The 26,597-nt window shown below is 69.3% G+C and carries 32 protein-coding genes and 1 pseudogene; 9 read left to right on the forward strand and 24 right to left on the reverse strand.

Annotation, left to right across the window (positions count from 1 at the left end; genetic code table 11):
• Positions 1-56: 56 nt before the first annotated feature.
• The 7 genes from K3G64_RS05850 (at position 57) to K3G64_RS05880 (ending at position 6,313) form a co-directional block, all read left to right on the forward strand.
• Positions 57-1,220: a sulfotransferase family protein gene (locus K3G64_RS05850; protein WP_238950433.1), complete on the forward strand. Its 1,164-nt coding sequence runs from the start codon at positions 57-59 to the stop codon at positions 1,218-1,220.
• Between the two features lie 100 nt (positions 1,221-1,320).
• The gene (locus K3G64_RS05855) at positions 1,321-2,322 is read left to right on the forward strand and encodes an AAA family ATPase (RefSeq protein ID WP_238889653.1); all 1,002 of its coding nucleotides are present in this window, start codon (positions 1,321-1,323) and stop codon (positions 2,320-2,322) included.
• A gap of 6 nt (positions 2,323-2,328) precedes the next feature.
• Positions 2,329-3,201 (forward strand): DUF58 domain-containing protein, encoded by an 873-nt coding sequence (locus tag K3G64_RS05860; protein WP_238889655.1) that lies wholly within the window; start codon positions 2,329-2,331, stop codon positions 3,199-3,201.
• On the forward strand, positions 3,191-3,664 hold the full coding sequence (locus K3G64_RS05865) for a hypothetical protein (protein WP_238889657.1): 474 nt from the start codon (positions 3,191-3,193) through the stop codon (positions 3,662-3,664). The genes K3G64_RS05860 and K3G64_RS05865 overlap by 11 nt, the downstream gene beginning before the upstream one ends.
• Positions 3,655-4,659, forward strand: coding sequence for a hypothetical protein (locus tag K3G64_RS05870; protein WP_238889659.1), 1,005 nt, complete (start codon positions 3,655-3,657; stop codon positions 4,657-4,659). Before K3G64_RS05865 ends, K3G64_RS05870 begins: the two co-directional genes overlap by 10 nt.
• Positions 4,656-5,594 (forward strand): vWA domain-containing protein, encoded by a 939-nt coding sequence (locus K3G64_RS05875; RefSeq protein ID WP_238889660.1) that lies wholly within the window; start codon positions 4,656-4,658, stop codon positions 5,592-5,594. The genes K3G64_RS05870 and K3G64_RS05875 overlap by 4 nt, the downstream gene beginning before the upstream one ends.
• Positions 5,594-6,313 carry a hypothetical protein gene (locus K3G64_RS05880; RefSeq protein WP_238889661.1) on the forward strand — a complete coding sequence of 240 codons (720 nt, stop codon included), beginning with the start codon at positions 5,594-5,596 and terminating at the stop codon, positions 6,311-6,313. Before K3G64_RS05875 ends, K3G64_RS05880 begins: the two co-directional genes overlap by 1 nt.
• On the opposite strand, the gene K3G64_RS05885 is transcribed toward K3G64_RS05880, so the two are convergent.
• The 3 genes and pseudogenes from K3G64_RS05885 to K3G64_RS05895 all read right to left on the reverse strand — a co-directional run bounded on the left by K3G64_RS05885 (position 6,314) and on the right by K3G64_RS05895 (position 7,356).
• Positions 6,314-6,658 carry an ester cyclase gene (locus K3G64_RS05885; protein WP_238889662.1) on the reverse strand — a complete coding sequence of 115 codons (345 nt, stop codon included), beginning with the start codon at positions 6,656-6,658 and terminating at the stop codon, positions 6,314-6,316.
• Positions 6,659-6,903: 245 nt separating this feature from the next.
• Positions 6,904-7,023: pseudogene (locus K3G64_RS25635) on the reverse strand (aminotransferase); the annotation flags it as partial.
• Between the two features lie 24 nt (positions 7,024-7,047).
• A complete protein-coding gene (locus tag K3G64_RS05895) occupies positions 7,048-7,356 on the reverse strand; it encodes a DUF4229 domain-containing protein (RefSeq protein ID WP_238889663.1) in 309 nt (102 codons plus the stop codon).
• Positions 7,357-7,408: 52 nt separating this feature from the next.
• Here K3G64_RS05895 and K3G64_RS05900 point away from each other — a divergent pair, with 52 nt between their 5' ends.
• Entirely contained in the window at positions 7,409-7,576 is a 168-nt protein-coding gene (locus tag K3G64_RS05900) for a hypothetical protein (protein WP_238889664.1), read from the forward strand.
• Here K3G64_RS05900 and K3G64_RS05905 read toward each other — a convergent pair.
• The 8 genes from K3G64_RS05905 to K3G64_RS05940 all read right to left on the reverse strand — a co-directional run bounded on the left by K3G64_RS05905 (position 7,573) and on the right by K3G64_RS05940 (position 15,640).
• Positions 7,573-8,676, reverse strand: a complete 1,104-nt coding sequence (locus K3G64_RS05905) for a MinD/ParA family ATP-binding protein (protein WP_238889665.1) — start codon at positions 8,674-8,676, stop codon at positions 7,573-7,575. The genes K3G64_RS05900 and K3G64_RS05905 overlap by 4 nt on opposite strands.
• Positions 8,677-9,220: 544 nt before the next feature.
• Positions 9,221-10,201: a c-type cytochrome biogenesis protein CcsB gene (ccsB, locus tag K3G64_RS05910; RefSeq protein WP_238889666.1), complete on the reverse strand. Its 981-nt coding sequence runs from the start codon at positions 10,199-10,201 to the stop codon at positions 9,221-9,223.
• Positions 10,198-11,742 (reverse strand): cytochrome c biogenesis protein ResB, encoded by a 1,545-nt coding sequence (gene resB / locus K3G64_RS05915; RefSeq protein ID WP_238889667.1) that lies wholly within the window; start codon positions 11,740-11,742, stop codon positions 10,198-10,200. Before resB ends, ccsB begins: the two co-directional genes overlap by 4 nt.
• Positions 11,743-11,819: 77 nt before the next feature.
• Entirely contained in the window at positions 11,820-12,602 is a 783-nt protein-coding gene (locus tag K3G64_RS05920; protein WP_370647167.1) for a cytochrome c biogenesis CcdA family protein, read from the reverse strand.
• A gap of 11 nt (positions 12,603-12,613) precedes the next feature.
• The gene (locus tag K3G64_RS05925) at positions 12,614-13,216 is read right to left on the reverse strand and encodes a TlpA disulfide reductase family protein (protein ID WP_238950435.1); all 603 of its coding nucleotides are present in this window, start codon (positions 13,214-13,216) and stop codon (positions 12,614-12,616) included.
• A 44-nt stretch (positions 13,217-13,260) separates the two neighbouring features.
• The gene (locus K3G64_RS05930; RefSeq protein WP_238889670.1) at positions 13,261-13,896 is read right to left on the reverse strand and encodes a histidine phosphatase family protein; all 636 of its coding nucleotides are present in this window, start codon (positions 13,894-13,896) and stop codon (positions 13,261-13,263) included.
• The gene (hemL, locus tag K3G64_RS05935) at positions 13,893-15,209 is read right to left on the reverse strand and encodes a glutamate-1-semialdehyde 2,1-aminomutase (protein ID WP_238889672.1); all 1,317 of its coding nucleotides are present in this window, start codon (positions 15,207-15,209) and stop codon (positions 13,893-13,895) included. Before hemL ends, K3G64_RS05930 begins: the two co-directional genes overlap by 4 nt.
• Positions 15,210-15,259: 50 nt before the next feature.
• Positions 15,260-15,640, reverse strand: coding sequence for a nitroreductase/quinone reductase family protein (locus K3G64_RS05940; protein WP_238889673.1), 381 nt, complete (start codon positions 15,638-15,640; stop codon positions 15,260-15,262).
• A 23-nt stretch (positions 15,641-15,663) separates the two neighbouring features.
• On the opposite strand from K3G64_RS05940, the gene K3G64_RS05945 reads away from it, so the two are divergent.
• Positions 15,664-16,047 (forward strand): nitroreductase family deazaflavin-dependent oxidoreductase, encoded by a 384-nt coding sequence (locus K3G64_RS05945; protein ID WP_238889674.1) that lies wholly within the window; start codon positions 15,664-15,666, stop codon positions 16,045-16,047.
• A gap of 12 nt (positions 16,048-16,059) precedes the next feature.
• Here the strand turns inward: K3G64_RS05945 and K3G64_RS05950 are convergent, their stop codons facing one another.
• The 13 genes from K3G64_RS05950 to K3G64_RS06010 all read right to left on the reverse strand — a co-directional run bounded on the left by K3G64_RS05950 (position 16,060) and on the right by K3G64_RS06010 (position 26,544).
• On the reverse strand, positions 16,060-17,418 hold the full coding sequence (locus K3G64_RS05950) for a cytochrome P450 (RefSeq protein WP_238889675.1): 1,359 nt from the start codon (positions 17,416-17,418) through the stop codon (positions 16,060-16,062).
• Positions 17,419-17,455: 37 nt separating this feature from the next.
• The gene (locus K3G64_RS05955) at positions 17,456-17,941 is read right to left on the reverse strand and encodes a pyridoxamine 5'-phosphate oxidase family protein (protein ID WP_238889676.1); all 486 of its coding nucleotides are present in this window, start codon (positions 17,939-17,941) and stop codon (positions 17,456-17,458) included.
• Between the two features lie 9 nt (positions 17,942-17,950).
• A complete protein-coding gene (locus K3G64_RS05960) occupies positions 17,951-18,373 on the reverse strand; it encodes a hypothetical protein (RefSeq protein ID WP_238889677.1) in 423 nt (140 codons plus the stop codon).
• A 45-nt stretch (positions 18,374-18,418) separates the two neighbouring features.
• The gene (locus K3G64_RS05965; protein WP_238889678.1) at positions 18,419-19,018 is read right to left on the reverse strand and encodes a TetR/AcrR family transcriptional regulator; all 600 of its coding nucleotides are present in this window, start codon (positions 19,016-19,018) and stop codon (positions 18,419-18,421) included.
• A complete protein-coding gene (locus tag K3G64_RS05970) occupies positions 19,002-19,874 on the reverse strand; it encodes an oxygenase MpaB family protein (RefSeq protein ID WP_238889680.1) in 873 nt (290 codons plus the stop codon). Before K3G64_RS05970 ends, K3G64_RS05965 begins: the two co-directional genes overlap by 17 nt.
• Before the next feature lie 72 nt (positions 19,875-19,946).
• Entirely contained in the window at positions 19,947-20,183 is a 237-nt protein-coding gene (locus K3G64_RS05975; protein WP_370647109.1) for a hypothetical protein, read from the reverse strand.
• Complete coding sequence (locus K3G64_RS05980) at positions 20,180-20,671, reverse strand: DUF3093 domain-containing protein (RefSeq protein ID WP_238889682.1); 492 nt, start codon at positions 20,669-20,671, stop codon at positions 20,180-20,182. The genes K3G64_RS05975 and K3G64_RS05980 overlap by 4 nt, the downstream gene beginning before the upstream one ends.
• Positions 20,668-21,114: a hypothetical protein gene (locus K3G64_RS05985; RefSeq protein ID WP_238889683.1), complete on the reverse strand. Its 447-nt coding sequence runs from the start codon at positions 21,112-21,114 to the stop codon at positions 20,668-20,670. The genes K3G64_RS05980 and K3G64_RS05985 overlap by 4 nt, the downstream gene beginning before the upstream one ends.
• A gap of 12 nt (positions 21,115-21,126) precedes the next feature.
• Positions 21,127-21,546 (reverse strand): hypothetical protein, encoded by a 420-nt coding sequence (locus tag K3G64_RS05990; protein ID WP_238889685.1) that lies wholly within the window; start codon positions 21,544-21,546, stop codon positions 21,127-21,129.
• Positions 21,543-22,523, reverse strand: a complete 981-nt coding sequence (gene hemB / locus K3G64_RS05995; protein ID WP_238889687.1) for a porphobilinogen synthase — start codon at positions 22,521-22,523, stop codon at positions 21,543-21,545. Before hemB ends, K3G64_RS05990 begins: the two co-directional genes overlap by 4 nt.
• A 16-nt stretch (positions 22,524-22,539) precedes the next feature.
• Entirely contained in the window at positions 22,540-24,240 is a 1,701-nt protein-coding gene (locus K3G64_RS06000) for a uroporphyrinogen-III synthase (RefSeq protein ID WP_238889689.1), read from the reverse strand.
• 15 nt (positions 24,241-24,255) lie between these two features.
• The gene (gene hemC, locus K3G64_RS06005) at positions 24,256-25,188 is read right to left on the reverse strand and encodes a hydroxymethylbilane synthase (protein ID WP_238950439.1); all 933 of its coding nucleotides are present in this window, start codon (positions 25,186-25,188) and stop codon (positions 24,256-24,258) included.
• 12 nt (positions 25,189-25,200) lie between these two features.
• On the reverse strand, positions 25,201-26,544 hold the full coding sequence (locus tag K3G64_RS06010) for a glutamyl-tRNA reductase (RefSeq protein WP_238889691.1): 1,344 nt from the start codon (positions 26,542-26,544) through the stop codon (positions 25,201-25,203).
• Positions 26,545-26,597 lie beyond the last annotated feature (53 nt).

Genomic DNA, 26,597 nt, shown 5'->3' on the forward strand with positions numbered 1-26,597 from the left:
TTCTCGACGACCTCGCCGAGCCGCGCTTTCCGGCCGCGGTGGCCCCGATCCGCGCGATGATGGCCGCGATGGCGCCCGACTGCCCGCTCGACGCCGACGTGTTGCACGCGAAAGCCCGCGCCGAAACCGGACTGGACGACTTCGGCGCCGATGACTACCGCGAGCGTCTCGACGTGTTTCTCGCTGCGCTGCACGAAATTCCGGGGTTACACGACGCGGGCGTGGTCAACTTCCACGCGCAGGTGCTGCAGTGGCTCAAGAACCGCCTGCTGCTGACCGACCTGTTGCGCCGGCACCCGGAGATCCACGACGTCGAATTGGCCCCGCCGGTCGTCATCGCGGGGTTGCCGCGCACCGGAACCACCCATCTGCACAACCTGCTCGCGGCCGGGACGACGTTTCGCACGCTGCCCTACTGGGAGAGCAACGAGCCGTTCCCGCTGCCGTCGGAGGCCGGGATCGACCCGGATCCGCGCCGCACCCGGATGGACGCCGCGGTCGAGGTCATCAACGCGGTTATGCCGCACTTCGCGCTGATGCACGAGATGACGACCGACCACGCGCACGAGGAGATCCAGCTGCTGGCCAACGACTTCTCGTCCATGCTCTTCGAGACCCTCGCCCACGTGCCACGGTGGCGCGACTACTACCTGTCCCACGACCAGACACCGCACTACGTACACCTGGCCACCCAGCTCAAGGCACTGCAGTTCCTGCGCGGCGGGCGGCGCTGGCTGCTCAAGTCGCCGCAGCACCTCGAGCAATTACGTGTCCTGGACCGCGTCTTCCCCGGCGTGGTGGTGATCGCCACACATCGCGACCCGGTGCCGGTGGTGCTGTCGATGCTGACGATGCTGACCTACAGCGCGCGCATGCACTGCTCGCCGGTGCCGGTCCAGGACATCGCGGCGTGCTGGATCGACCGGCTGGAGTCGATGCTGGGCGCATTGGTCCGCGACCGCGACGCGATCCCGCCGCAGCGGTCGGTCGACATTCGTTTCGACGATTTCATGGCCGACGAAATGGGCGTTGCAGCAACCATTTACGACTTGGCCGACGAGCCGATGCCGGAGGCGGCGCGCCGCGCGATGGCCGACTACCTGGCCGGCCACCAGCGTGGCCGGCTGGGCCGGGTGGCGACGTCGGCGGAGATTTTCGGCCTCGACGAGCACGACCTGCAGGCCCGCTTTGCCCCTTACGTCGAGCGATTCCTCTCCTAGACCGCTTTGCGCCTGCTCGCCGGTGCAGCGGTGTGTGAATACCCTGGCCCGGGTATCCGGACGCGGCAGTCCGCGTCGGGACACGACTCGAGAGGCAGCAATGACCGCAGCACGGACACAACTCGACCAGCGAGATCTCGCCGAGGCGCAGCGCGTCGTCGGCGCGATCTCCGAGGCCTTCGCGGCGAAGGTGGTGGGTCAGGAGAACCTGCGAGAGTCGCTGCTCATCGGGCTGCTGTCCGGCGGCCACATCCTGGTCGAGAGCGTGCCGGGACTGGCCAAGACCACCGCCGCGCGCGTCATCGCCGAATCGATCCACGGCGGGTTCCGCCGTATCCAGTGCACCCCCGACCTGCTGCCCAGCGACATCATCGGTACGCAGGTCTACGAGGCGGCGACCAACTCGTTCGTCACCCAACTAGGACCGGTGCACACCAACATCGTGCTGCTCGACGAGATCAACCGGTCCAGCGCCAAGACCCAGAGCGCGATGCTCGAGGCGATGGAGGAACGCCAGACCACGATCGCGGGCACCGAGTACCCGATACCGGAACCGTTCCTGGTCATCGCCACGCAGAACCCCGTCGACCAGGAAGGCACCTATCCGCTGTCGGAGGCGCAGACCGACCGGTTCATGCTCAAGGACGTCGTGCACTACCCCTCGGCCGAGCAGGAGGTCGAGGTGATGTTCCGCATCGACGCGGGGCTCTACGACAAGAACCACCGCAGCAGGCCGGTGGCCGACCTCGAGGACGTGCGGCGGCTGCAGGCCGTCGTGCGCCATGTGCACATGGATCGGGCGTTGATGCACTACGCCAGCCGGTTGGTGGCCGTGACGCGCGAGCCCGAACAGCACCTGCCGGCCCAGTACGCGCGGCTGATCGAATATGGCGCCAGCCCGCGCGCCACCATCGCGTTCTGCGCGGCCGCGCGCGCGCTGGCGCTGCTCGACGGCCGCGCCCACGTCCTTCCCGGAGACGTCGCCCGACTGGCCCACCGGGTGCTGCGGCACCGCCTCATCCTGGGCTTCGAGGCGGCCAGCGCCAACATCACCCCCGAGGCCATCATCGACGCCGTCCTGCAAGCGGTCCGAGTTCCCTAGGCAGCGATGGGCAAGCATCTCAACGAGGCCAAGTCGCACTTCGGCACCGACACCCGCGGCATGCTCGAGGGCGGCCGGTACGCGTTGTTGCACAGTCGCAGCCTCGAATTCGACGACCTGCGGCCGTACGTGCCCGGCGACGACGTCCGCGACATCGACTGGAAGGCCTCGGCACGCTCGGGTCACGTGCTGATCAAGCGCTTCGTCTCCGAGAAGCACCACAAACTGCTGCTGGTCGCCGACGCCGGGCGCAATATGTCTGCGACGACACCCAGTGGTGAGCTCAAACGCAATGTGGCGGTGAACATCCTGGGCGCCGTCGGCCTGATCACCCTCGGGCGCTCCGATCAGGTCGGAATGGTCTACGGTGACGCCCGCGGCAGTGTCAACATTCGCCAGCGACGCGGTGAGACGCACATCGAGAGCATGCTGCACAGGTACTACCGGCATGCCGCAGTGGGCGGTGGACCCAGCGACGTCATGTGTCAGTTGGATTATGTGGCAACACATTACCGCCATCCGATGCTGATCGTCGTGGTGTCCGACGAGCCGGAGGTGACCGAACGTCTCGACGACGTGGTCGGGCGACTGGCGGGCAGGCACGACGTGATGTGGGCGATGGTGCCCGACATGCCCGCCGTGGGCGGGCCCGGAGACCAGCGCGACGGATTCGACGTGTCCAGCGGGCGTTTCGTGTTGGGCAGCGGGACACTCGGAGCGCGGGTGGTGGCCGCATACCGGCGCGCCGAGCAGGCCCGCATCCGCCGGCTCGATGAACTGTTGACCACCCGCGCCGTTCCGTACGCGAGAATCGGTGCGAGCAGGGACATCCGGTCCCGCCTCGTCGAGTTGACGGGGGTGTTCGCCCGTGCCGGATGACCTGCTGCGGTTCGTCAGCGGCCCGATGACCTACTCGACATGGTGGCTGTGGCTCGGACTGCTGTTGCTCGTCGCGGTGATCGCCTGGTACGTCGGCGTTTTCGTGTGGACGCTGCCAGCGCACCGGCTGAGAGCGCTGCCCGGCGCGCGGGCGCTGCACGGCAGGCTGCTGCGGCGTCACTTCGCCCACAGCGTGCAGCGCATCGCGTCCCGTAACCGGGACGGTGAACTGTCCGCGGCCGACGCCGGTGCCGCGATGAGTCGCACGCTGCGCAGCTTCCTGCACCAGGCGACCGGCACGCGCGCACAGTACATGCACCTCGACGAGATCGGCCGCAGTGACCTGGCGCCCGCCGCTCCGGTGCTGTCGGCGCTCGAGGATGCCCAGTTCAATGCCACGACCGGGGTGCGCCTCGGCGACGTGGGCAACAGCACCGAGGAGCTGATCCGATCGTGGCCCTGAGCTGGTGGCCCGTGGCAGCGCTGGGCTTCGGCTGCCTGGGTGCGGCCGTCGCCTTGGCGTTGGCGATCCCGCTTAATCAGCGGCAGCGGCGGCTGCGATGGCTGGCCAACACCTCCCGGTTGACCAGTCTTCCGCAGTACGCCCGGGTGGCACGGATGCAGTCGGTGTCCGCTGTTGTCGTCATCGCGCTTCTGGTCCTGCTCTTCGCGGCGGCCGCACTCGCCGGTGCCCGCCCGACCGGATGGTGGTGGTCGTCGGAGCCGAGCGACATCGGCGAAGACATCATGCTGTGCGTCGGCCAGCCGGTCACCGATCCGGTCACCGGCGAGTTCCTCGGCTACTTCGCCGAACAAGCGCGCACGTACGGGATCCAACGCATCGGCCTGACCTCACCGAACCGCCGGGTCGTGCCACTCACCCGTGATCACCAGTACGCCGTGGAGACGTTCAGCGACGCCGCAGCCGTGGCGCAGCTACCCGACGACGAGGAGGTATCGGCCGCTCAGCGCTCGGCGAGGCGAAGCGCCATCGCAGCGTTCGCCGCACCGGTGACCTACGTCGACTATGCGCCCAGCGTCGCCGACACGCTGGCGTTGTGCATGACCGGCTTCCCGGCCTCCGACGATCCTGGCCAACGTCGCCGGTCGCTGATCTATCTCGGGCCTGGCGACATGCGGGCACCCGGCGAGACCCGACCGTCCCTGTTCACCACCGAGCAGGTCACCGAAATGGCGCGGCAGAACGGCATTCAGGTCAACGCGCTGGCCTCCTCTCCGGGCAGCTTGCGCCCAGTCGTCGAGGCGACCGGCGGGCGCTACGCGCCGCTCGGCGCCGGCCTGACCGCCGACCTGGACCAGATCCGCGCCCATCCGCCCGGTGCCGCGCAGACCAGCACCGTCACCGGGTGGCGCGGCGACTCGCCGACGGTTCCGCTGGCGGTCGCGGTCTTCGTGTCGGTGCTGCTGTGTCTGGCGCTGGTGGTGGTGCGGCGATGACGTTCTCACCGGTGATCCTGCCTGCTCTGCTCCTGGTGGCCGCGGCGGTCGTCATCATGTTGCGGCTCATCACGATGCGGCAGTTGGCCACCGGCGGTGCCCAGCGCTGGGCGACGGTCTGGCGCTGGTCCGGCTTGACGCTGGCGGTGGTGCTGTTGCTGATCGCCGCCGCACGGCCGGCCATCGGCGACGCCGAGCAGCAGGCCGGCGCGTCGAGGTCGGATGATGCCGCGCCGAACGTGTTCTTGGTCGTGGACCGCTCGGCCGACACCGGCGTCACCGACTACGACGACGGACGGACCCGGCTGGCCGGTATCCGCGACGACGTCACCGCTGTCATCGACCGGTACCCGAACGCCCGGATCGCCATGATCACCTTCGCATCGCGGCCGTCCCTGGAGTGGCCGCTGTCCAAAGACTCATGGAGCCTGAAGCCCGTCGTGGCGGGGCTGAGCCCGGTGACCGCGGACGCCGGCGAGGTCAACGCCGCTGCGGCGGCCAATATCCTGCGTTACCAACTCATCGCGGCCGGGCAGCGCCAGCCCGGTGCCCCGAACCTGGTGTTCTACTTCGGGTCCGGCGCGCCCGGGTCCAGCGCTCCGCAGGGCGAATTCGACCCGGTGCCCAACTCGGTCGACGGCGGCGCAGTGCTCGGATACGGGACCGCCCGCAACGAAGCGGGCCTACAACGACTGGCCGACCAGTTGGGTGTTCCGTACATCGCGCGCGACGGCGCACGGCCGGTCACCGAGGTGATCCCCGATCTGGACACGCTCGCGCCCGAGGTGGCCGCCGGTCCGACGCGCACCCCCGACCGCACTGAACTGTATTGGGTTTTCGCATTGGCGTCGGCCGTGCTGCTGTTGTTCGAGATCTACCTCACCGTCCGCGAGATCCGGGCCAGACGCGGAGCCCGTCGGGATGTGGTGCTGTGATGCGCATCCGGCATTCGATTCCGGCGCGCTTGCGGTTGCGGCGCCGGCTACTGCTCTTCTCGGCCCCGGCCGTCCTCGTCCTGCTGGTCGCCGCGGTGAAGATGATCTCCGTTGTGGCGGCGGGCAATTCGGCGAACTCCAACTATGCAGAGCGCGACGCCGACGCGCTGCGCACCAACGTCGCCGTGCTGGATGTGCTCAATGTGATCGAACCCGCGAAAGCGCCGTTCGCCGCGGGCACGTCGGCCGTGCTCGACGACCGCCTCGCCGACGCCGAGGCACGATTCGCCGAGGCGCTGACGCACACTCCCGCCGAACAGTCGTGTCCGGTGCTGGTCAATCTGGAGTTGGTGCGCGAGCGCCGGGGCGACGTCGACGCGTGGGAGAACCGCCCCGACGCCGCCCGCGCGCGCTACCTCAGCGCGCTGGACCTCGTCAACGCCGCACCGCCGGCCTGCTTCTCGGACAACACGGATCCCGATCCCGAGCGGCGCGCCGTCCGCAGCGACACCGCACCACGGCTGGCGGCCAAGCTCGCCGGGCTGGGCGCTCCCCCGCCTCCGCCGCCTGCCGCACCGTCGGCGGCGCCGGCACCGCCGCCGCCGCCCGCGTTCGCGGTGCCCGAGCCCGAGTCGGAACGCCCTGCCCTGCAGCTGAACCCGGAGGACGGCGACCCGCTGGACCGACTGCGGCAGATACTGCAAGACGCCGCCGGCTGATCAACCGGTCGAGGTACCGGTCCAGTACTCGGCGAACCGGCCGTCGACGATACGCAGAATGTCGTTGCCGGTGAACCGCTTCGGGCCGTCCTTGGCCGCGCCGGTGCCGATCCACCGGGCCGCGAGCATGTCCCCGTCGACGAAGGGTTCGACCTCGATGACGAATTTCAGATCCGTGAACATCGTGTGCGTTTCCCCGACGACGGCCGCCAACTCCGAAGGCCCGTGCACCTCACGTCCGGGCCAGTGCCCGACGAAGTCCTCGGTCACCAGTTCGGCGCCAACGGGCTTGCCGGCCCACAGCTCGTCGATCCAACGTGCATAGAGGTTTCGGGGAGAGGTCATGCCCGACTTCTACCCTGTCGACAGCGGGTCCGCAATACGCTGCACGAAGTCGCAATGGCCGATTGGGAAGCGGGACAACCGGACAGCAACGGAGTGTCTGATCTTGAATTGCGTTTGACCGCTCCGATCTCACTTCCCGGCCCGCCGCGAGCACACTTTCGGCCCGTACCACAACGCGGTGAGTAATCGGTCCAGATCGTCGTCGGTGTTGCAGAGATGGAAGCCGACCCGAAGCGCGCAGGCACACCCAGGATGCTGAACCAGGCGGGTGAGATGTCGAAGCGCCGCGCGTCGGGCGCAAGCGGCATCGGGAGGTCGTAGCTCGGCCGCTCTCCGGCATACCAGTTCGCCGCGTGCGGCGTCGAACGCCTCCCGCACCGCGGCGGGCGTCATTCCGGGGACGGATCTTCACCGCGCAACCGCGCCTGGAGTTGGGCACGGTCCGCTCGGCGGCGTTCGTCGAACGCCGCGATGCTGGCGGTGGCGCGGCGGCGCAGAGGGGCGAACACCCAGATGCCCAACGGCAGTGCGATCACGATCGCGAACAGCAGCGCGACCACTAGGGGGAACTCCCTCAGCCCGACGAGGTGGCCGACGCCCAGGATCGCCACCGTGAGCACGGCGACCAACAGCAACCGCGCCAGGATGTAGGCGACCACATCGAGAACGAGGCGGGATCCCGTCGGACCGTCAGACACGAAACGAGCCTACCGACGGCGCGTATATTCGAGGCAAGGAGGTTTTTCTGTAGTGGCGTACCTGCTCCTGATTCTCGTGTTGGCCGCATTGTTCTATGTCGGTTGGCGACTCATGCGGGATTCCTCGAGCCGTCCGCGCACCCGCACGATCGGGCCGGACGACGATCCTGATTTCCTGCGTCGGCTCGGCACCGAGGACAACCCCCGGCCTGAGCGTTAGCGGCGCCCGCTCGGGAAACCGTCTGCGACCGCGGCCGCGAGTTCGATGAGGGCTTCGCTGGTCTCGGGCCGGAGCCGGTCCAGGCTGACTTCGGCGCCTTCTTCGAGATGCGGGTCGAACGGCACCTCGAGCACGGCGCGGCAGCGCCGGTTGAAGTGGTCGACCACCTTCTTCATGTCCACCTTGCCCGAGCGCGGTCGCACCGCGTTGATCACCGCGATCGAGTCACGGACCAGTGCCTGGTGGCCGTGCGCGTCGAGCCAGTCCAGTGTCGCCGAGGCGCTGCGCGCGCCGTCCACCGAACCGGAGCTCACCACGATCAGCGCGTCGGCCTTGGCCAGCACCGCCGCCATCGCCGAGTGCATCAACCCGGTGCCGCAGTCGGTGAGCACCAGGCTGTAGAAGCGCTCCAGAACCGCCAGCGTGCGGGCGTAGTCGTCGGAGCTGAACGCCTCCGACACGGCGGGGTCGCTCTCCGATGCGAGCACTTCCAGCCGGCTGGGTCCCTGCGAGGTGTAGGCGCGGACATCGCTGTAGGCCTCGATGCCTTCGGCGTCGCGCAGCAGGTGGCGCACCGTCGCGGGCGTCTCCAGCGGCACCTTCTGGCTCAGTGTGCCTCGGTCGGGATTGGCGTCGACGGCGATGACGCGGTCACCCCGAACCGAGGCCAGGGTCGCACCCAATGTCGCGGTGACCGTGGTCTTGCCCACCCCGCCCTTGAGCGATAGGACCGCGATGCGATAGCAGCTTCGCAGCGGCCGCTGCACCTGTGCGACGAGTGCCTGCCTGCGGATCGCCTTGGGTCCGTCGCCCAGGTTGATCGTCTTGGCCGAGGCGAAGTACACCCACCGTCGCCAGCCCTTCGACGGCGCCTGTCTGCGCCGGCCCAACAGCGCGACGGTGGACAGATCGAGAAAGGGCGGCGGGTCCTCCTGCGATGCCGGGGCCTCTGCTGGCTCCGGCGCTGTCAGTCCCAGCGGCAGACCGTTGGGAGGGGTCGGGGCGGTCCACTCCGGCGGCGCCTCGATCGCGGGATCGCTGAACCGGCTCTGCGCACGGAAACCACCGGGCGCAGAAGGGGGCGCCGGATATTCGGACACGCTGCGGGTCTCCCGGGGTCGCTGGGGTTCAGTGCGTGATCTTAGCGAAGCGAGGCCCGCGATCCCGGTAGCGCGGCCGTGCGGCGAGTGCTGTCCCCGTCCCCGTCGAGCCCGTTGACGAGCCCGAGATGTTGGCGGGCGCGCACCCCTCGCAGAGCGACGGACCGGCCGTGCAACTTCTTTGCCGCACTCCCGTTGCGACGAGTTCGCCGCGGAAACCGACTCCGTTACGCCGTGCCGACGCCGCCCTGACGCGCCCTTGACTGCAGTATCACAGCTAATGCCAGTCTGGGTGTGTCATTTCGCGAAAACGGTGCGGTCGCCCGCTCGACGCTTGTCCCGTCGGACGATATTGAAGCGCTTATGCATCGGTCTGGGTGGGTGGACGCCGCTGGCAGGGATCCCTCGTCCGCGGGAACACCAGCAACCAGCAAACGGTTTGCTGAAACCGCCTCAGCCGCCGGCCGTCGGCGCGGCTGCGGCTGGAGGGCTGAGCGACCAACCGGCGCACCGGGTTTGCCGGATCAGTTTTTCGCGCGGTCCGTCAGACCCCCGCGTACGAGTGCAGGCCGACCGTGACGAGGTTGATGAAGAACAGGTTGAACACCATCGCGACGAATCCCGCGACGTTGATCCAGGCGGCCTTCTTGTCGCGCCATCCGGCCGTCGAGCGCGCGTGCAGGTACGCGGCGTAGACCACCCACGCGATGAAGGACACCGTCTCCTTGGGATCCCAGCCCCAGTATCGGCCCCAGGCCTCCTCGGCCCAGATCGCGCCGAAGATGACGCCGAAGCCGAACACCGGGAACGCGAAGATCGTCGTTCGGTAGGCGATCCGGTCCAGAATCTGCGGGTCCGGCAACCTGCTGATCATCCGGGGCAGCGCCCCCGCGGCTGCGCTGTTGCCCGGGTCACCGAACCGCGACATCTTGACCAGGAACAGAATGCTGGCGACCCCGGCGACCAGGAACACCCCGGAGCCGAGGCTGACCACCGAAACGTGTATCGGTAGCCAGTAGGACTGCAGGGCAGGCATGACGGGTGCGGCGGTCGCGTAGAGCCAGCGGCCCGAGACCGTGAGCAGGATGAGCACCGGCACCAACACGAACACCCACAGCGCCCGGTACTGCGGCCGGCGCAGGACCACCGCGGCGGCCACCAACCCGCACAGACACGTGAGGTTGATGAACTCGTACATGTTGCCCCACGGCGCCCGCGATGTCGCAAGCCCGCGCAGCACGATGCAGGCCAGCAGCAGACCGATCCCGACGTAGGTCAGGGCCAGCCCGGCACCGCCGATCCGCTGATCGATCGGCCGTCTGGGCGCCTCGGCGACGATGCCCGGGGACGCGCTGTCCGCGCCGACACCCGCCCCGACCAGTTCCCGCTGCTCGACCTTGCGGCTGCGGCTGTAGGCGAGCTCGATGGCCAGCAGCAGCAGCGCCCCGACCAGTACGAGCACCGACGATGTGAACGCCAAGTCCGAATACCGGGCCAGCCCGATGTCGATTCGTTCGGGATTCATCCGACCTTCTCTCGTGCCGCATCGGCCGCGGGGACCAGCCGCGCCGTCAACCGTTCGAACTCGTCGCCCCATCCGGAGTTGTCGGTGCGGGCCAGACCCCCCAGCTCGACGCTCACGGTACCCGGACCGGCCGACGCGATCCGAATCCAGATCCGGCGCCTGCGCACCACCAGCGACACCAGCAGACCGGCCATCATCGTCAGAGCGAACACCAGCACCCACACCTGCGCCGGGTCATGCGACACCTGCAGGTTGACGAACGGCACCGCGCCGTCGAAGCGCACCACGGTGCCGTCGTCCAGGCGTGTCGACTCCCCGGACTTGAGGTTCACCCGGGCCTGCTTGACCAGCCGGTCCTGATCGATGAGCCGGGGGTCGAGGGTGAACAGCGACTGAGGCCGGCCAGTGTCGAGTCCGGTGTCACCGCGGTAGACGTCGACGGCGACGGCCGGGTCGTTGAGCGCGGGGAAGCTCGACGAGAGCAGCGTGCCGTGCAGTTGTTCGGTCGGGGCGAACAACCCCTGGATGGCGATCTGGTTCCTGCGGCGCTCCGCGGCGTCGGGGTAGGTGCCGCCCGGCGGGTCGAACCGCATGACACCCGAGGACAGGAACGTGGTCTGGTCCTCGGGCCGCCATTGGATGGTCTGCGTACGCGTCTGCCCGTCCGGATACTTCACGGTGAACGTCGGGGCGTACCCGTGGCCCTGCAGATACACCCGGTCACCGCCGACCCGCAACGGATGGTTGACCTCCAGGCGGTAGGGCCGCCACGTACCCGACGCCAGATCGGCGCCGGCCTGATACTCGATGTCGGCGGTGAACGAGGTCGCCTGCCCCGAGTCCAGGTAGTCGGCCTGGAAGTCGTTGACCCGCACACAGATCGGGTGCAGCGACGTGCCGTCGACGGTGTTGCCCGCGCGGAACGAGTCGAACGCGGCGGGCGAGGCCGAACAGAATCCCGGACCGCCGTCGGCGATGACGATGACGTTGCCCTCGTAGCCGAAGAGCTTGCCGGCCGCCACCGCCACCAGAAGGCCCAGCAGCGAGAAGTGGAAGACGATGTTGCCGAACTCGCGCAGATAGCCCTTCTCCGCTGAGATCTCGGTGGACCCGCCCTTGCGGCGGGTGACGGTGCGCCAGCCGCGCAGCCGCCCTTTCACCGTGGCGGCCAGCGCCTCGGGTTCGGCCGTCACCTCGACGAAGTGGTGCTTGGGCAGCCGGCCCAGATTGCGAGGCGCGACCACCGGTGTCGCCCGCAGGCTGCGAACATGCTCGACCATCCGCGGCGTCAGACAGCCGACGAGGGAGATGAACAGCAGCACGTAGATCGCGGTGAACCAGAAGCTGGAGAAGACGTCGAAGGCCTGCAGCCGATCCAGCCACGGCCCCAGTGTGGGGTGCGCGGCGATGTACTCGGCGACCTTGGCCTCGTTGAGGCTGCGCTGCGGCAACAGCGCGCCGGGAATGGCGGCCAGCGCGAGCAGGAAGAGCAGCACCAGCGCGGTGCCCATCGAGGTCAGCGTGCGCCAGGTGTTGCGCATCAGCGCAAGCACACGCGAAATCCCACTCGGACGGGAGGTGGTGGGCGAGTCTGCGTCTGCTCGCGCCTGGACATCGGTCATATCGGCAGCGTGACGTCGCTGACGAAGGCGTCGCGCACCCAGGACACGAAGTCGTTCCACACACCGGTCACCAACGCCACGCCGACGGCGAGCATCAGCACCCCGCCGGCGATCTGGATGGTGCGGGTGTGGCGGCGCAGCCACGCGAGGCCCTGCACGGCGCGTGCGGATCCGAAGGCCAACAGCACGAACGGCAGCCCGAGACCCAGGCAGTAGGCGATCACCAGCGCCACGCCGCGGGCGACGTTCGACCCGTCGGTGGCCGACGCCACGGCGATCACGCCGGTCAGGGTCGGTCCCAGGCACGGCGTCCAACCGAGCCCGAAGACGGCGCCCAGCAGGGGAGCCCCGCCGAGCGTCGAGATCCGGCGCGGGGTGAACCGTGCCTCGCGTTGCAGTGCCGGGATGAGCCCGATGAACACCAGGCCCATCACGATCACGACCACACCGCCGATGCGTTGCAGCAGAAGCTGATTCGTGATCAGCGCGGTCGTCATGCCCAGCACCGCGACCGTGCCGAGGACGAACACGACGGTGAACCCGGCGACGAACAGCATCGCCGCGCCGGCCACCCGCAGCCGCGCGGTGCGCACCGCCACGGCCCCTGCGGCCGCGGTGTCGGGCCGGTCGTCGTCGCTCACTCCGACGACGGCGGCCAGGTACGACAGATAGCCCGGCACCAGCGGCACCACACACGGCGAGGCGAACGACACCAGACCGGCGAGCGCGCTGACGAGCAGCGCCAGCACGACGGGGCCGCCGGCCACCAGCTGACCCAGGCCGTCGAGGTTCACGAGCGGGCCTTCGGGGGCTCCGGTGCGGCGTTCGTCTCCCGGGCAAGCCGTTCCACGACGGGTTGCAGATCCTCGGCGAGCAGCTCGCGCAGGAACACCGCCGCGACGCGGTGTTGGCGGTCGAGCACGACGGTCGAGGGGATCACGGTGGTGGGATAGCGGCCACCGAAGGCGATCATGGTGCGCATCGGCGGGTCATAGATCGACGGGAAGGTGATCTTGCGGTCGACGATGAAGTCCTGCGCCGCCTGGCGGTTGTTGTCGCGGACATCGATCCCCAGGAACGCCACCCCCTGCGCCCTGGTCGCGTCGTACACCCGCTGCAGCTCGCCGATCTCGGTGCGGCATGGCCCGCACCACTGCCCCCAGACATTGATGACCACGACCTTGCCGTCGAAGTCGTCGAGCGAGATGGTCTTGTCCGGGTTCATCAGGGCGGGGCCGCTGATCGTCCCCGGCTGGCCCCGCGTCTGCGGCGGGTCGTAGAAGATGTCGGTCTGCCCGCCGGGGGCGACGAACTCGAAGGTGCCGCCCTGCGCGACGGCGTCGTCGCCGGTCGAGCAGCCGGCGAGCGCGACACATCCCGCGCACGCTGCGATGAGCACTCGCGCGAAGAGCCGAGAGCCCGGGGCAAGCCACCGCTTCACTGCCCGGCCAACTCCGAGTAGCCCCAGCCGACCAGCGAGTCGTTGTGGAAGTAGAACGACGTGACCGACGCGAGGTTGCACAGCCGCCGGGTCGGGAAATGGTGCAGCGCAAGGCCGATCATCGAGCGACGCAACGTCTCGACCGGCAGCTGATGGCTGACGCACACGGCCTCGTGGCCTGCGGCCTTTGCCCGCGCCCGGTGCAGCGCCCCGGTCATCCTGGCTGCGATCTCCCGGTAGGGCTCACCCCAGGACGGCGTGCGGGGGTTGCGCAGATGCCACCAGTTGCGCGGATCGCGCAGCGCGCCGTCGCCCGGCGAAACCCGCTGTCCCTGAAAGATATTGTGCGATTCGATGAGCTCGTCGTCGGTGTCGACGGACAAGCCTTGGGCCGCGGCGATCGGCGCCGCGGTCTCCTGCGCCCGCTCCAGCGGCGAGGCGACCACGTAGACGATGTCGCGCGAAGCCAGCCATGCGGCGACGGCCTGTGCTTGCGCCCGGCCCCGCTCCGAGAGGTGGTAGTCAGGAAGCCGGCCATAGAGGATCTTGTCCGGGTTGTGCACCTCGCCGTGGCGCATCACGTGCACCACTGTCTTCACGGCCTCGGCGGCCTCGGGCGGCTTGTCGGTCATGCGGGTTCGACCGTCTCGGCGGCGGCACGGGCAGCGAACGGCAGGGCCGCGGCGATCCGCTCGAACGCTTCGTCGTCGAGCACCGACGAGACGAACCAGGCCTCGAAAGCGCTGGGCGGCGGATACACCCCGGCGTCGAGCAGGGCATGGAAGAACGCCGGGAACCGCCAGGTCTGCGTCGCTTTGGCCGAGGCGAAGTCGGTGACCTCATGGTCGGTGAAGAAGACACTGAGCATGTTTCCCGCCCGCGAAACACGATGCGCCACTCCGGCTTCGGTCAGCGCCTCACCGAGCAGTGCGCCGAGCCGGTCGGCGTTGGCGTCGAGTGCCGCATAGACGCCGTCGTCCGCGGCGCGCAGGGTCGCCAGCCCGGCGGCCATCGCGACCGGGTTCCCCGACAGCGTGCCTGCCTGATACACCGGGCCGAGCGGCGCGAGCCGCTCCATCACCTCGGCGCGGCCACCGAAGGCGGCGGCGGGCAGCCCGCCGCTCATCACCTTGCCGAAGGTGAACAGGTCGGCGTGCACCGGATCGATGCCGTACCAGCCGGATCGGCTGACCCGGAAGCCGGTCATCACCTCGTCGACGACGAGCAGCGCGCCTGCCGCGGCGGTGATGCGGCGCAGGTCGGCGTTGAAGCCGGGCAGCGGCGGGACAGCACCCATGTTGCCGGGGCCGGCCTCGGTGATGATGCAGGCGATCTGTTCGCCGAACCGGTCGAAGGTCTCCTGGACCGCGGCGACGTCGTTGTAGGGCAGCACGATGGTGTCGGCCGCGGCGGCGCCGGTCACGCCGGGCGACGACGGCAAGCCGAGCGTCGCGACCCCGGAACCGGCGTCGGCCAGCAGCGCGTCGCTGTGCCCGTGGTAGCACCCGGAGAACTTCACGATCTTGGCCCGGCCGGTGTAACCGCGCGCCAGCCGGATGGCGCTCATCGTGGCCTCGGTGCCGGAGTTGACCAGCCGTAACCGCTCGACCGGAGCGACGCGGCCGACGATCTCGGCGGCCAGTTCGGTCTCGGCGGGAGTGGGCGCGCCGAAGGACAGGCCGTCCGCCACCACCCGCTGCACCGCCGCGACGACCTCCGGATGCGCATGGCCGAGGATCATCGGCCCCCACGAGCAGACCAGGTCGACGTAGCGATTGCCGTCGGCGTCGGTCAGCCAGTAGCCGTTGGCGGACGTGATGAAGCGCGGCGTGCCGCCGACCGAGGCGAAGGCGCGCACCGGCGAGTTCACCCCGCCGGGGATGACGGCCGCTGCGTCGGCGAACAGCCGCGCCGACACCTCGGTGGAGATGTGGTCAGCGCGCATGGCACCAGTGTCCCAGCCTGCCGAACGCCGTCAACTACAGGGTGTAGTGGTCAGCCTTTGGGGGTCAGCACGAAAACCGGGTGGTCGGCCTCGCGCGGCAGCTTGCGGAAGTAGCCCTCGACCGATCGGCCGGCCTTCTCCCGATAGGCAGTGAGGATCCGCTGACGGTCGGTCTGGGGGATCTCGCGGGCGACATACTCGGTGTCGCCGATCTTGGCGTTGGGGTTGGCCCGCAGGTTCTTGACCCACTCGGATTCCCCGCGGGTGGACACCACGTACTTGCTGCCCGCCACGTCGACCGGGATCACCGGGAGTTGCTGCGGTCGCCCGCTGTGCCGCCGGGTGACGGTCAGCGTCTCGCCCATCCCGATCGTCGCCGCGAACGGGTTGAAGACCTTGACGGTGAACCACGAGGGCTTGAGGTACGCCATGGTCTCCGAGTGTGATGGGTGGTATGCAGCTACCGCAATGGCTGGCGCGCTTCAACAGGCACGTCACCAATCCGATCCAGCGCCTGTGGGCGGGATGGGCGCCCACGATGGGCATCCTCGAGCACGTGGGCCGTCGGTCGGGCCGGCCTTACCGGACGCCGTTGACGGTGTTCCCGACCCGCGACGGGGTGGCCATCCTGCTGACCTACGGCCCGGACCGCGACTGGTTGAAGAACCTCAGCGCGGCCGGTGCGGGCCGGGTGACGCGCTACGGCAGGACGTTCGGGGTCCGGGACCCGCGGGTGGTTCCCAAGCGCGAGGCGGCGACGTCGGTGACGGGCTGGATGCGGCCGCTGTTCGCGGTGCTGCCGTTCGACCAGGCGTTGCTGCTGACCCGCGCCGAGTGACGGCGGGGCGATTCAGTCGCGGCGCTGCAGGCGGGCGCGGATGGGGCCCTTGGCGACCGTTGTGAACGGCACGTCGCACTCGAAGACGTCGTCGATCGAGCGGACCTTCATGGCCCGCACGATGGTCGCCAGGGCCAGCGTGGTCTCCAGCCGGGCGAAGTGCTCACCGATGCACGGCCGGCCACCGCCGAGGAAGGGCAGGAACTGCCAGCGGTTGCGGTTGCTGACGTTCTCCGGGCTGAAGCGGTCCGGATCGAACTTCATCGGCTCGGGCCACAGCGCCGGGTCGTGGTGCAGTCCGTAGAGGCCGACCGCGACCAGGGTGCCTGCCTCGATGCGGTAGCCGCCGACCGCGATGTCCTGGGTGGCCAGCCGGGCGACACCGGCGGCCGGCGGGCACAGCCGCAACGACTCGTGCAGCACCTGCGCCGTGTACCCGAGCTGTGGCACGTCGTCGGGGGTGAGTTCCCGCGCGCCGATCGCGGCGGCCTCGGCGGCGACCCGGTCCTGAGCGTCGGGGTGGTGCCCGAGCACCCACAGCGAGTAGGTCAGCGCCGTCGCCGTGGTGTCATGGCCGGCGAGCATGAAGATCAACAGGTCGTTGGAGATGTCCTCGTCCGAGATCGGCTGACCGGTTTCCGGGTCGGTCGCTGCGATCAGCGCCTGCACCAGCGGTGCGTCGCGCTGCGGATCCTCGCGGCAGGCGCGCACCATCTCATCGGTGATCGTCTTCATCGCCTCGACCGCGGCCCGCGCCCGGCGGCGGGCCCGGGTGGGGAACCATCGCGGCGCCCGCACCGGGCGCAGCGCACGGTCGGCGGTGTAGGACGACGCCACGTGCATGCAGGTGGCGATGGTGTCGGCCCGTTCGTTGAGGTCGACGCCGAGGACCGACTTGCCCAGGGACTGCATCGCGACCCGGCGGCACTCCACGTCGAGGTCCACCTCGCCGCCGCGGGGCCAACGGTCGACGAAGGCCTGGGCCGCCCCGGACATGTGGCCGCCGAAGTTGCGGACGTTGTGCTTGGTGAACACCGGTTGCAGCGCGCGCTTACGGGGCCGCCACTGTTCGTTGGGCAGTACGAACAGGCTGTCGCCGGCCATGTCGCGCACCTCGTCGTGGTAGACGCAGCGCTCGGAGGATGCATCGGAGCGGCCGAGGACGTCTCGCATGCCGTCGGGCGACATCACCGCGACGAGAGGAGGAAACAGTCTCTTGGGCCCGAACTGGATGCGGGTGACCGGGCCGCCGGCGTCGCGGATCACGTCCTGGCCGGTGTCGAGCCTGCGCACCAATTTGACCAGTTGCCACAGCGGCAGCGGGTTCTTCGGCGCCAGCGGCAGCGACCGGACGTCGACCGTGGTGGTCATGCCATCGATCATCACTCGCGCCGGACCCGCGGACAAGTCACGTCGACGACCAAGTGAGGGGCGCCCCTTTGCCTTTCGTCATCACCGTGCCGGGCATGACGCGCATCCGGTAGGGCGCCAGGCGCAGGACGGCGAACTGATCCGATGTCGGCCCGTCGCTCCACATCGGGATGATGCGTGGGTCGTAACCGACGGGTTCGGGCGCATCGGTGAACTTGTCCCACACCATTTCTCGGGTTTCCACGTCCAGGTACCACTCGACGAGGCACTCGGCGCTGCAGGTGTCGTGGCTGGTGGTCCAGTAGCTCACCGACACCTCAGGGTGCGCGGCGAGGTGGCTTCTCTTCAACCGGGTGGGCACCGTGGCGATCCAGCCGAACAGATCGGTGCCGTCCCATTCCCAGATGGGGTGCAGGATGCGGCTGCGGGGCCGGCCATTGGGGTCGACGGTGGCCACCGAGGCCCACACGATGGAGTGGGCCATCTCGACGAAGGCGGGCGCGATCTGCTCCAGCGAGGTCACGCCGGAACTCTACGCGGGGTTGTTGGCCTCGTCGTTGGACTCGTCGTTCGCGGTGTCGCTCGACTCGTCGCTCGAGGCGTCGCCCGAGTCGTCGCCCGAGGCGTCGCTCGAGGCGTTGCCCGAGTCGTCGCTCGAGGCGTTGCCCGAGTCGTCGCCGAATTTGGGCTTGCCGTCGTCGTCGATCCAGTCGTTGACCGCAGTACCTGCCACCGCGCCGCCGGTGCCCGGCATCTTGATCGTCGGACGTTCCTCCTCGTAGGACGAGAAGTACTCCTTGGCCTTCTCCCGATGCTCGTCGGTGATCTCGGGCTTCTCGGTCGTGGGTGGCGTTTCCCGCTCGCTGGTCACATTGTGCTGTTCGTCGGTCTCCGGTTCGGCTTTCCGCTGCTCTTCGGCCAGCCGCTCGTCGGCGTCGTTCTTCTCGGTGCTCATGGGTAGATAACTGCCCGCAGGTGTGATTTATCAAACAGAGGGTGGCTAAGCAGTCGGCACCGCGCGCAGGGCTGCGGGCAGGCTCGGCAGGAAGTGCTGTCGGGCGAAGGCGCGGATGTCCTCGGCCGTCTCCAGGGGATGGACGCTGGGCAGCAGCAGGACCATCGCCGCATAACGCAGGATCGTGTCGGCCAGTTCGGCCACCGCAGGCTCGCCTATCCGCTGGGCGAAGCCGGGGGGGAAGATCTCGTGAAGCGCCTCGGCCATCCGGGTGATCGCCGCTTCGTAGTGACGGCGCGCCAGCTCGAGCAGCAGGGCCGGCTCGTCGGACACCATCCGGTACAGCACCCGGTGCCGCCGGAACTTGAGGATCGAGAGGGTGAACGCCTCGACGTAGTAGTTCGCTTGCGGCCCGGCGCGTTTCACTTCGTCGGCGATGTCGGCGAACAGGGCGATGTTCTCCCGCTCGATCACCGCCGCGACCAGCTCGTCACGGTTGGCGAACCGTCGGTAGATGGTGGTCCGGCTGACGCCCGCCCGGCGTGCGACGTCGTCGAGCGCCACCCGGTGAAAGCCTTGACGGTCGAACTCGATGACGGCGGCGTCCAGGATGGCCTGTACTGCGGCGTCAGGCTGCTCGGGCATAGCCCTTTTGCGCATAACCGTTGTACCGCAAACTCATTGGCAGGCGGTCCCACATCCAGTTCACCGGCCGAGACCGCCACAACGCGGCGAACCGCTGATAGCGCCGCTCCTGACGAGGGCTCCACGGCAGGCCCAGCAGGTCACGGGCGCGCGGAGGTAACCCGCCGGTGGTCAGGAACGCCGCGAGCGGGTTGAACGCCGGCGCGATCAGCCGCCACGCCCACCCGGGCACGCCCTTGGGGCGCGGAAAACCCTTGGTGACGTAGCCGACGCCGTACTTCGCGGTGGGATGGGCGACGACGATCTCGTCGAGCATCCGGTCCCAGTACCGCTCGAAGTCGTCGTAGTCGGCCGGCATCGGACGGTCGCTCACGCCGTAGCGGCGGTACCACGTCTTGGACTCGAGGTAGATCTGCTCCTTCTCCTCGCGGCTCAGCCGCTTGACGAACGTGTCGGCGAAATAGAGCACCTGCTCGACGAACGTCGCGTGCGCCCAGTAGTAGGTTTCGGGGTCCAGCGCGTGATACCGAGACACCTGGCCATCCGAGTGGGTCATCTCGCCCTTGATCCCGGTGTGGAAGTCACGCACCTGGGTGCCCGGATGGTCGTCGTCGGCGCCATAGACGGTGTTGAAGATGGGCGGCAGCGAGCGCTTCACCCGCGCCGCCGTGTCATCGAAGAACACCGAGTGGTCGAGCACGCCCTGGCCGAGTTCGGCCAGCATGTTCTGCAGCACCGCGGGCCGCGGCCCGATCAGGTACATGCGGTTGTCGCCGAAGTAGCGCCAGACCAGCGACTGCGGTCCCAGCGGCAGCGCGTCGTCCAGCTGTTCGGTCGGGTTGGCCAACTCGGTCATGTGAAACAGTGTTACAAATTCTGCACTTTGTACCAAGGGCTTGTGAGCGGCCTCACGCGTCGCGCCGAGCCGTCAGCGGCGCCGCAGCCGTCCGACACCCAGTACCACCAGCACACCGGCCACGGTGACCAGCAGCAACGCCAAGCCGACCAGCGGCGCGCCGTACTCCACCGAGGTGGTCGACGGTTCACCCTCCAGCGGCGGCGGCACCGGCACCGTCGTGGTCGCCGCGAGCCAGGCCAGCGCGGCGCCGGCGGCGGCCATCGCGGCGAGCGTCAGTTCGACCGCTGCGCGGGCTCGAGTCCTCACGGAGCCGGGTCCGGAGGGATGCGCTCCTCGAGGACCTGGGTGAGGATGGCGCGCAGCTGCCGATGCTTGCGCGCCCACGCCTGCGCCGAGCGGTCGTGGGTCAGCTTGAGGCCGATGCCGGTGCGGCCACGCGGCACACCGACGAGTTCACCGAGCGCGCGCGCCGACTGCCATTTCGGCTCCTCCTTGCCCGCAGCCTCGGGGTAGATCCGCACGATCTCGTCGGTGCGGATGGTTTCGGCGCCCTGGCGCAGATGATCGGGCGTCAACTCGACGGAGGTGTGGATCCGCGCCGCCTTGACCTGAATCGCGAGGAAGCCCGAGACCAGAACCAGGAAGATCGTCGGCACCAGCCACTGGAAGCCGTACCCCGCCGACGCCTGGATCAGCGCCATCGCCACCGCGGCTCCCGGGCCTGCGAGGACCCACAGCCAGCTCGCGCCCTGCTCGTAGAACAGCACGGGAGGCGAAACGCCGTTCTCGGTCACGGCACCTCCTCCGGCTTCACTGCGAACCACGAGCGGGCCGCAGGCTGGACGATGACCAGGACGCCGATCAGGAGCGGCAACAGCGCAGCCAGCGTGACGAGTTGTGCCACTCCCAATACGACGGCGAAGACGCCGACGACCAGCACGGCCGCCAGCGCGAGGCCAACGGTGGCCCGATAGAACCGGGCGTCGCCGCGGCGTGCGCGACCCGCGACGAACGCCAGCGCCCCCCCGACCAGCACGGAAATCAGGCCCGCACCGCGGTACAGCGTCAGATATTGCCGCAAGTCCTCATCGGTGACCGACGACGCGACAGCCGACCGGGCGTCGTCGAAGTCGGCGGCAGAAGCCATGAGGCCGCCGATGATGAGAAGCACTGCGCTGGTGAGGATGATCCAGAAAGCAACCTCGACGACACGCGGGCGCGGCGGTGGGGCGGTCATGGTCGGGTCAGCCTAACGCGTGAAGTAGGCGTGAGCGTCCTTGCGGTGCAGCAGAAACACCCCGCCGACGATGAGCACGGAACCCAGAATCGCGGTGACCGCATAGGCGAGCGCGACGGCCGCCGACCGCTCGACGCTGAACAGGTTGGTCACCACATACACCACCGACGCGAGCCCGCCGCCGGTCAGCACGGTCCTGGCCCACCGGTAGCCGTGGCGCATCAGGATCATAAAGGTCAGGACGACGGCCGCCAGCACCGCCACTATCACCAGCGATGCGGCCAGCAGCGGACCGGCCAGGTCCTGCTCGCGGGAGAACAACACGTCGATGATGTGGCCGGTGACCAGCAAGGGAAGCGCCACCACCCACAGCCAGAACCCGGTGTCGACGTCCTCCGGGCGGCCCTCGGGCTCGGCCGGCAAGGTGCTCACGCCAGCCAACCGGCGACGTCGGCCGCCCAGTACGTCAGCACGATGTCGGCGCCGGCGCGCCGGATGCCGGTCAGCGTCTCCAGCACGACGGCCCGACGGTCGATCCAGCCGTTGGCCGCCGCGGCGCTGATCATCGAGTACTCACCGGACACCTGGTAGGCAGCCACCGGGACAGGCGACAGGTCAGCCGCGGCGCGCACGATGTCGAGGTAGCCCATCGCGGGCTTGACCATGACGATGTCGGCGCCCTCGTCGATGTCGAGTTCGATCTCGTGCACCGCTTCCCGCGCGTTACCCGGATCCTGTTGGTAGGTGCGACGATCGCCGCAGAGGCTGGAGGCCACCGCCTCCCGGAACGGACCGTAGAAGCCGGAGGCGAACTTGGCCGCGTAGGCCAGGATCACGGTGTCGGTGTGGCCGGCGGCGTCCAGTCCGTCGCGGATCGCGGCGACCTGGCCGTCCATCATCCCGCTCGGGCTGACCACGTGTGCACCCGAATCTGCCTGTGCGACAGCCAGTTCCACGTAGCGCTTGGTGGTGAGGTCGTTGTCGACCCGGCCCGACCCGTCGACGATCCCGCAGTGGCCGTGGTCGGTGAACTCGTCGAGGCAGGTGTCGGCCATCAGCACCGTGTCCGCACCGACGTCGGACGCCAGATCGCGCAGCGCGGCGTTGAGGATGCCGTCCTCGGCCACCCCGATCGAGCCGGTGGCGTCCTTGTCCTCGTCGCGCGGCACGCCGAACAGCATGAGGCCGCCGACGCCCGCCGAGACGGCCTCGGCCGCGGCCCGGCGCAGCGAGTCGCGGGTGTGCTGCACGACTCCGGGCATGGAGGAGATGGGGCGCGGTTCCGCCAAGCCGTCGGCGACGAACATCGGCAGCACCAGATGCCGCGGCTCCAAGGAGGTCTGCGCGACGAGTCGGCGCAGCGCCGGCGTCGACCGCAGTCGACGGGGTCGGTGTCGTGGGAATGACACGGCAGGCCGCCCTCCCCTAGCGGCGGCGGCTCTTCTTGCGCGGCGGCGGCAGCGCACCTTCGGCCCGCAGCCGGGCCGCGTGCTCGGCCAGCGCCTCCACCAACGGCCCCACGGCCGCCACCTCCGGCTGCACGTCCACCCTCAGCCCGAACTCGGCTGCGGTTTCAGCGGTTTTCGGCCCGATGCACGCGACGATGGTCCGTGCGTGCGGCTTACCCGCGATGCCGACCAGGTTGCGGACGGTCGAGCTGGAGGTGAAGCAGACCGCGTCGAAGCCGCCGGTCTTGATCATCTCGCGGGTGTGGGCAGGCGGCGGCGCGGCGCGGACCGTGCGGTACGCCGTGACATCCTCGATCTCCCAGCCCCGTTCGCGCAGACCCTCGGCCAGCGTCTCGGTCGCGATGTCGGCACGCGGCAGCAGCACCCGGTTCACCGGGTCGAAAACGTCGTCGTAAGGCGGGAATTCGTCGAGCAGGCCGAGCGAGGACTGCTCCCCGGTCGGCACCAGTTCGGGGTTGATGCCGAATGCCCGGACCCGGTCGGCGGTGGCCTGACCCACGCAGGCGATCTTCACACCGGAGAAGGCCCGCGCGTCGAGACCGAACTCGTTGAACTTCTCCCACACCGCGCGCACCGCGTTGGTGGAGGTGAACACCACCCACTGGAAGCGGCCGTCGACCAGACCCTTGACCGCGCGTTCCATCTGGGCGGGGCTGCGCGGCGGCTCGACGGCGATGGTCGGCACCTCGATCGGCAGGGCGCCGTGCGACACCAGCTTGTCGCTCATCTCGCCGGCCTGGTCCTTGGTGCGCGGCACCAGCACGGTCCAGCCGTACAGCGCGCGGCTCTCCCACCAGTTCAGCTTGGCGCGGTTGGCGACGGTCTTGCCGATGGTCACCACCAGCGTGCCCGCCTGCGCTCCTGCGCCCGCCGGGGAGGCGGCGACCGGTTCGCCGCCGACGGGCCTGTCGAGGACCGCCTTGTCCAACAGGCCGACCAGCGTCGTCTCGACCGAACGCTGCTGGCACGTGGTGCCGTTCGCAGTGACCACGACGGGCGTGGTGTCGGTCAGCCCGTACTCGATCAACGTGCGCGCCGCGTCGGGCAGATGCGTCGCGGTCGCGTGCAGGATCAGCGGGCCGGGTGCGGCGGCCAACGCGGCCCAGTCGACGTCCGGGTCGCGGACGTCGGCCACGGTGTGCGCCGAGCCCAGCGGCAGGCCCGCATAGGTGGGCACCGCGGTGGTGTCGGGCAGACCCGGCACGATCTCGAAGTTCAGGTGCGTCCTCGCCAACGCGTTCACCTCGGTGATCACCGCGTCGACCGACAGCGGGTCGCCTGCGACCAGCCGGACCACGTCGACACCGGTGCGCGCCTCGGTGGCCAGCATCTTGGCGACCTCGGCCGGATCACCGACCGCAGAACGGATGTCGGGCCCGCCCGAGATCGTCGGCGCCTGCTGCCCGGTGGCATCGGCGGGTTGGCCCACAGCCGGCGTGGCCGGCTCGGGCTCGGGTCCCGACGGCGCCGGCAGCTCGGAACCCACCAGCGCCAGCACCGGTTCCGGCACGTCCGGATCGGTGAACACCAGGGCAGCGTGGGCCAGCACGGTACGGGCTCGCGTCGTCAGCAGGCCGGGGTCCCCCGGCCCCGAACCCACGAACGTGATGCGGCCCGGCTTGGACTTGCGCCCTCGCCCGGTCACTTGCCGAGTCATGTCAGTCACTCCGCTCTACTGCTTTTCGTTGGCATCCGCCATGAGTTCGCGCGCGCCGAGGTCGAACAGCTCCTCGGCCACCGAGAGCCCCAGCTCCCGGGCCCGGTCGGGTGTCCCGACTCCGGACGCGCGGATCACGTCGGATCCGTCCAGCGTCGCCACACAGCCGCGCAGCGACACCTCTTCGAAGACGTTGCCGTCCTCATCGATGGACTCGACCACCTCGGCGATCGCGCCCACCGGTGCGGAACAACCCGCCTCCAGCCGGGCGAGCAGGGCACGCTCGGCGGTGACCGCGGCGCGCGTGTCGGCGTCGTCCAACTCCGCCAACAGCGCGGCGAGCCCGGTGTCGCCTGCGCGGCACTCGACCGCAAGCGCACCTTGAGCCGGTGCCGGCAACATCTGCACCGGCTCAAGCGTCTCGGTGACATCGGCCAGCCGTCCGATGCGGGACAGACCCGCCCGGGCGACGACGACGCCGTCGAGATCACCGTTGCTTACCCTGTTCAACCTGGTATCAAGGTTGCCTCTTAGGGGGCGGATTTCCAAACCGAGACCCAGTGCTCTAAGCTGCGCGGCCCGTCGCGGGCTCGACGTGCCGATCACCGAGCCCGTGGGCAACTCGCCAAGCACCAGCCCGTCGCGGGCCACCAGGGCGTCGCGCGGGTCTTCACGCCGCGGTATCGCCGCGATGGTGAAGCGGGGGTCGGCGGCGGTCGGCAAATCCTTGTAGGAATGCACGGCCATGTCCACGCGACCGTCGTCGATGGCCTCCCGCAGCGCCGCGGTGAACACCCCGACACCGATGTCGGCGATCGGCGCATGGGACCGGTCGCCGTCGGTGGAGATGATGACCAACTCCGCGGAATGCCCGTTGGCGGCGAGTGCGTCTCTGACGGCACCGGCTTGGGTGGTGGCCAACAGGCTGCCGCGGGTGCCTATCCGGATTTCAGTCAAGCGTTACTCGGTGTTGTCGAATTCAGTTGCGACCAGCGGAATTTCGGGTCCGGCGACGGCGTCGACGGCCTGCTGGTCGAGCTCGAACAGCTCGCGCAGCGCCTCGGCGTAGCTGTCTCCGCCGGGCGCGCTGGCCAGTTGCTTGACCCGCACGGTCGGGGCGTGCAGCAGCTTGTCGACCACCCGCCGCACGGTCTTGGCGACCTCGTCGCGGTGGGCGGCGTCCAGGCCGGGCAGCCTGTTGTCGAGACGAAGCAGCTCGGCCTCGACGACGTCGGCGGCGCGCTGCCGCAAAGCGGTCACGGTCGGGGTGACCTCGGCCATCCGCTGACCGGCCAGATAGTTGGCGACCTCGGCGGCGACGATGGTGCGGGCGGCTTCGGCGTCGGAGGCGGCGGCCCTTGCCGACGGTTCACGCTGGATCCGGTCCATGTCGATGACGTGAACGCCGGGCAGACCGGCCACCGCGGGGTCGACATCGCGCGGCATGCCGAGGTCGCAGAACACCAGCTCCTTGGGCTCCATGCCGTGGGCCAGCCCGCGGTGCACGTCGGCCAGCGAGACGACCGGCCGCACGGCGCCCGTGCAGCACACCACCACCTCGGCGTCGGTCAGCAACGGCGGCAGGTGGTCGAACGGGAAGGCGTCGGACTCGATGCCCAGTTCGCGGATGTGGTGGGCCAGACGCTTGGCGCGCGGCAGCGACCGGTTCACGACGTGGATACGCTCGACACCCGCCGCGGCCAGGTGTTTGGCGGCCAGTGAGCCCATCGAGCCTGCGCCGATCACCACAGCGCGGCGGCCGGCCAGCGAGTCTAGCTTCGTCGCGGCCATGCCGAGGGCCACCGACACCACGGATGCGCCCGCGGCGTCGATCCCGGTCTCCGAGTGCACCCGCTTGCCGACCGACAGCGCTCGCTGCGCGAGCTCGTGCAGGGTGCGACCGACGGTGTGGTTCCCCTCAGCGGTGGCGTAGGCGCGGCGCACCTGGCCCAGGACCTGCTGCTCGCCGATGACCGCGGAGTCCAGTCCGGAGGTGACCGCGAACAGGTGCTCGACGGCGGCTTCGGCGTAGCGCACGTAGGCGTACTTGGTGAGCTCGTGCAGGGTCATCCCGGAGTGCTCGGAGAGCACCTGACCGATCACCGACAAACCGCCGTGGAAGGCCTCCACCACCGCGTAGACCTCGACGCGGTTGCAGGTGGACAGCACCATCGCCTCGGTGACCAGGGACGACTGCAGCGCCTTCTCGACGATCTTGGCCTGATCGGATTCGTCGGTGCTCAGTTGCTCGAGCACCGAGACCGGCGCGCTGCGGTGCGAAACCCCGAAGAGCAACACGCTCACGGCTTCCTCACCACAATTCTCCCCGTCGCTTCGCTCGCCCCAGGATCGACATC

It is taken from the genome of Mycobacterium sp. IDR2000157661, from assembly GCF_022317005.1.
GTDB lineage: Bacteria > Actinomycetota > Actinomycetes > Mycobacteriales > Mycobacteriaceae > Mycobacterium.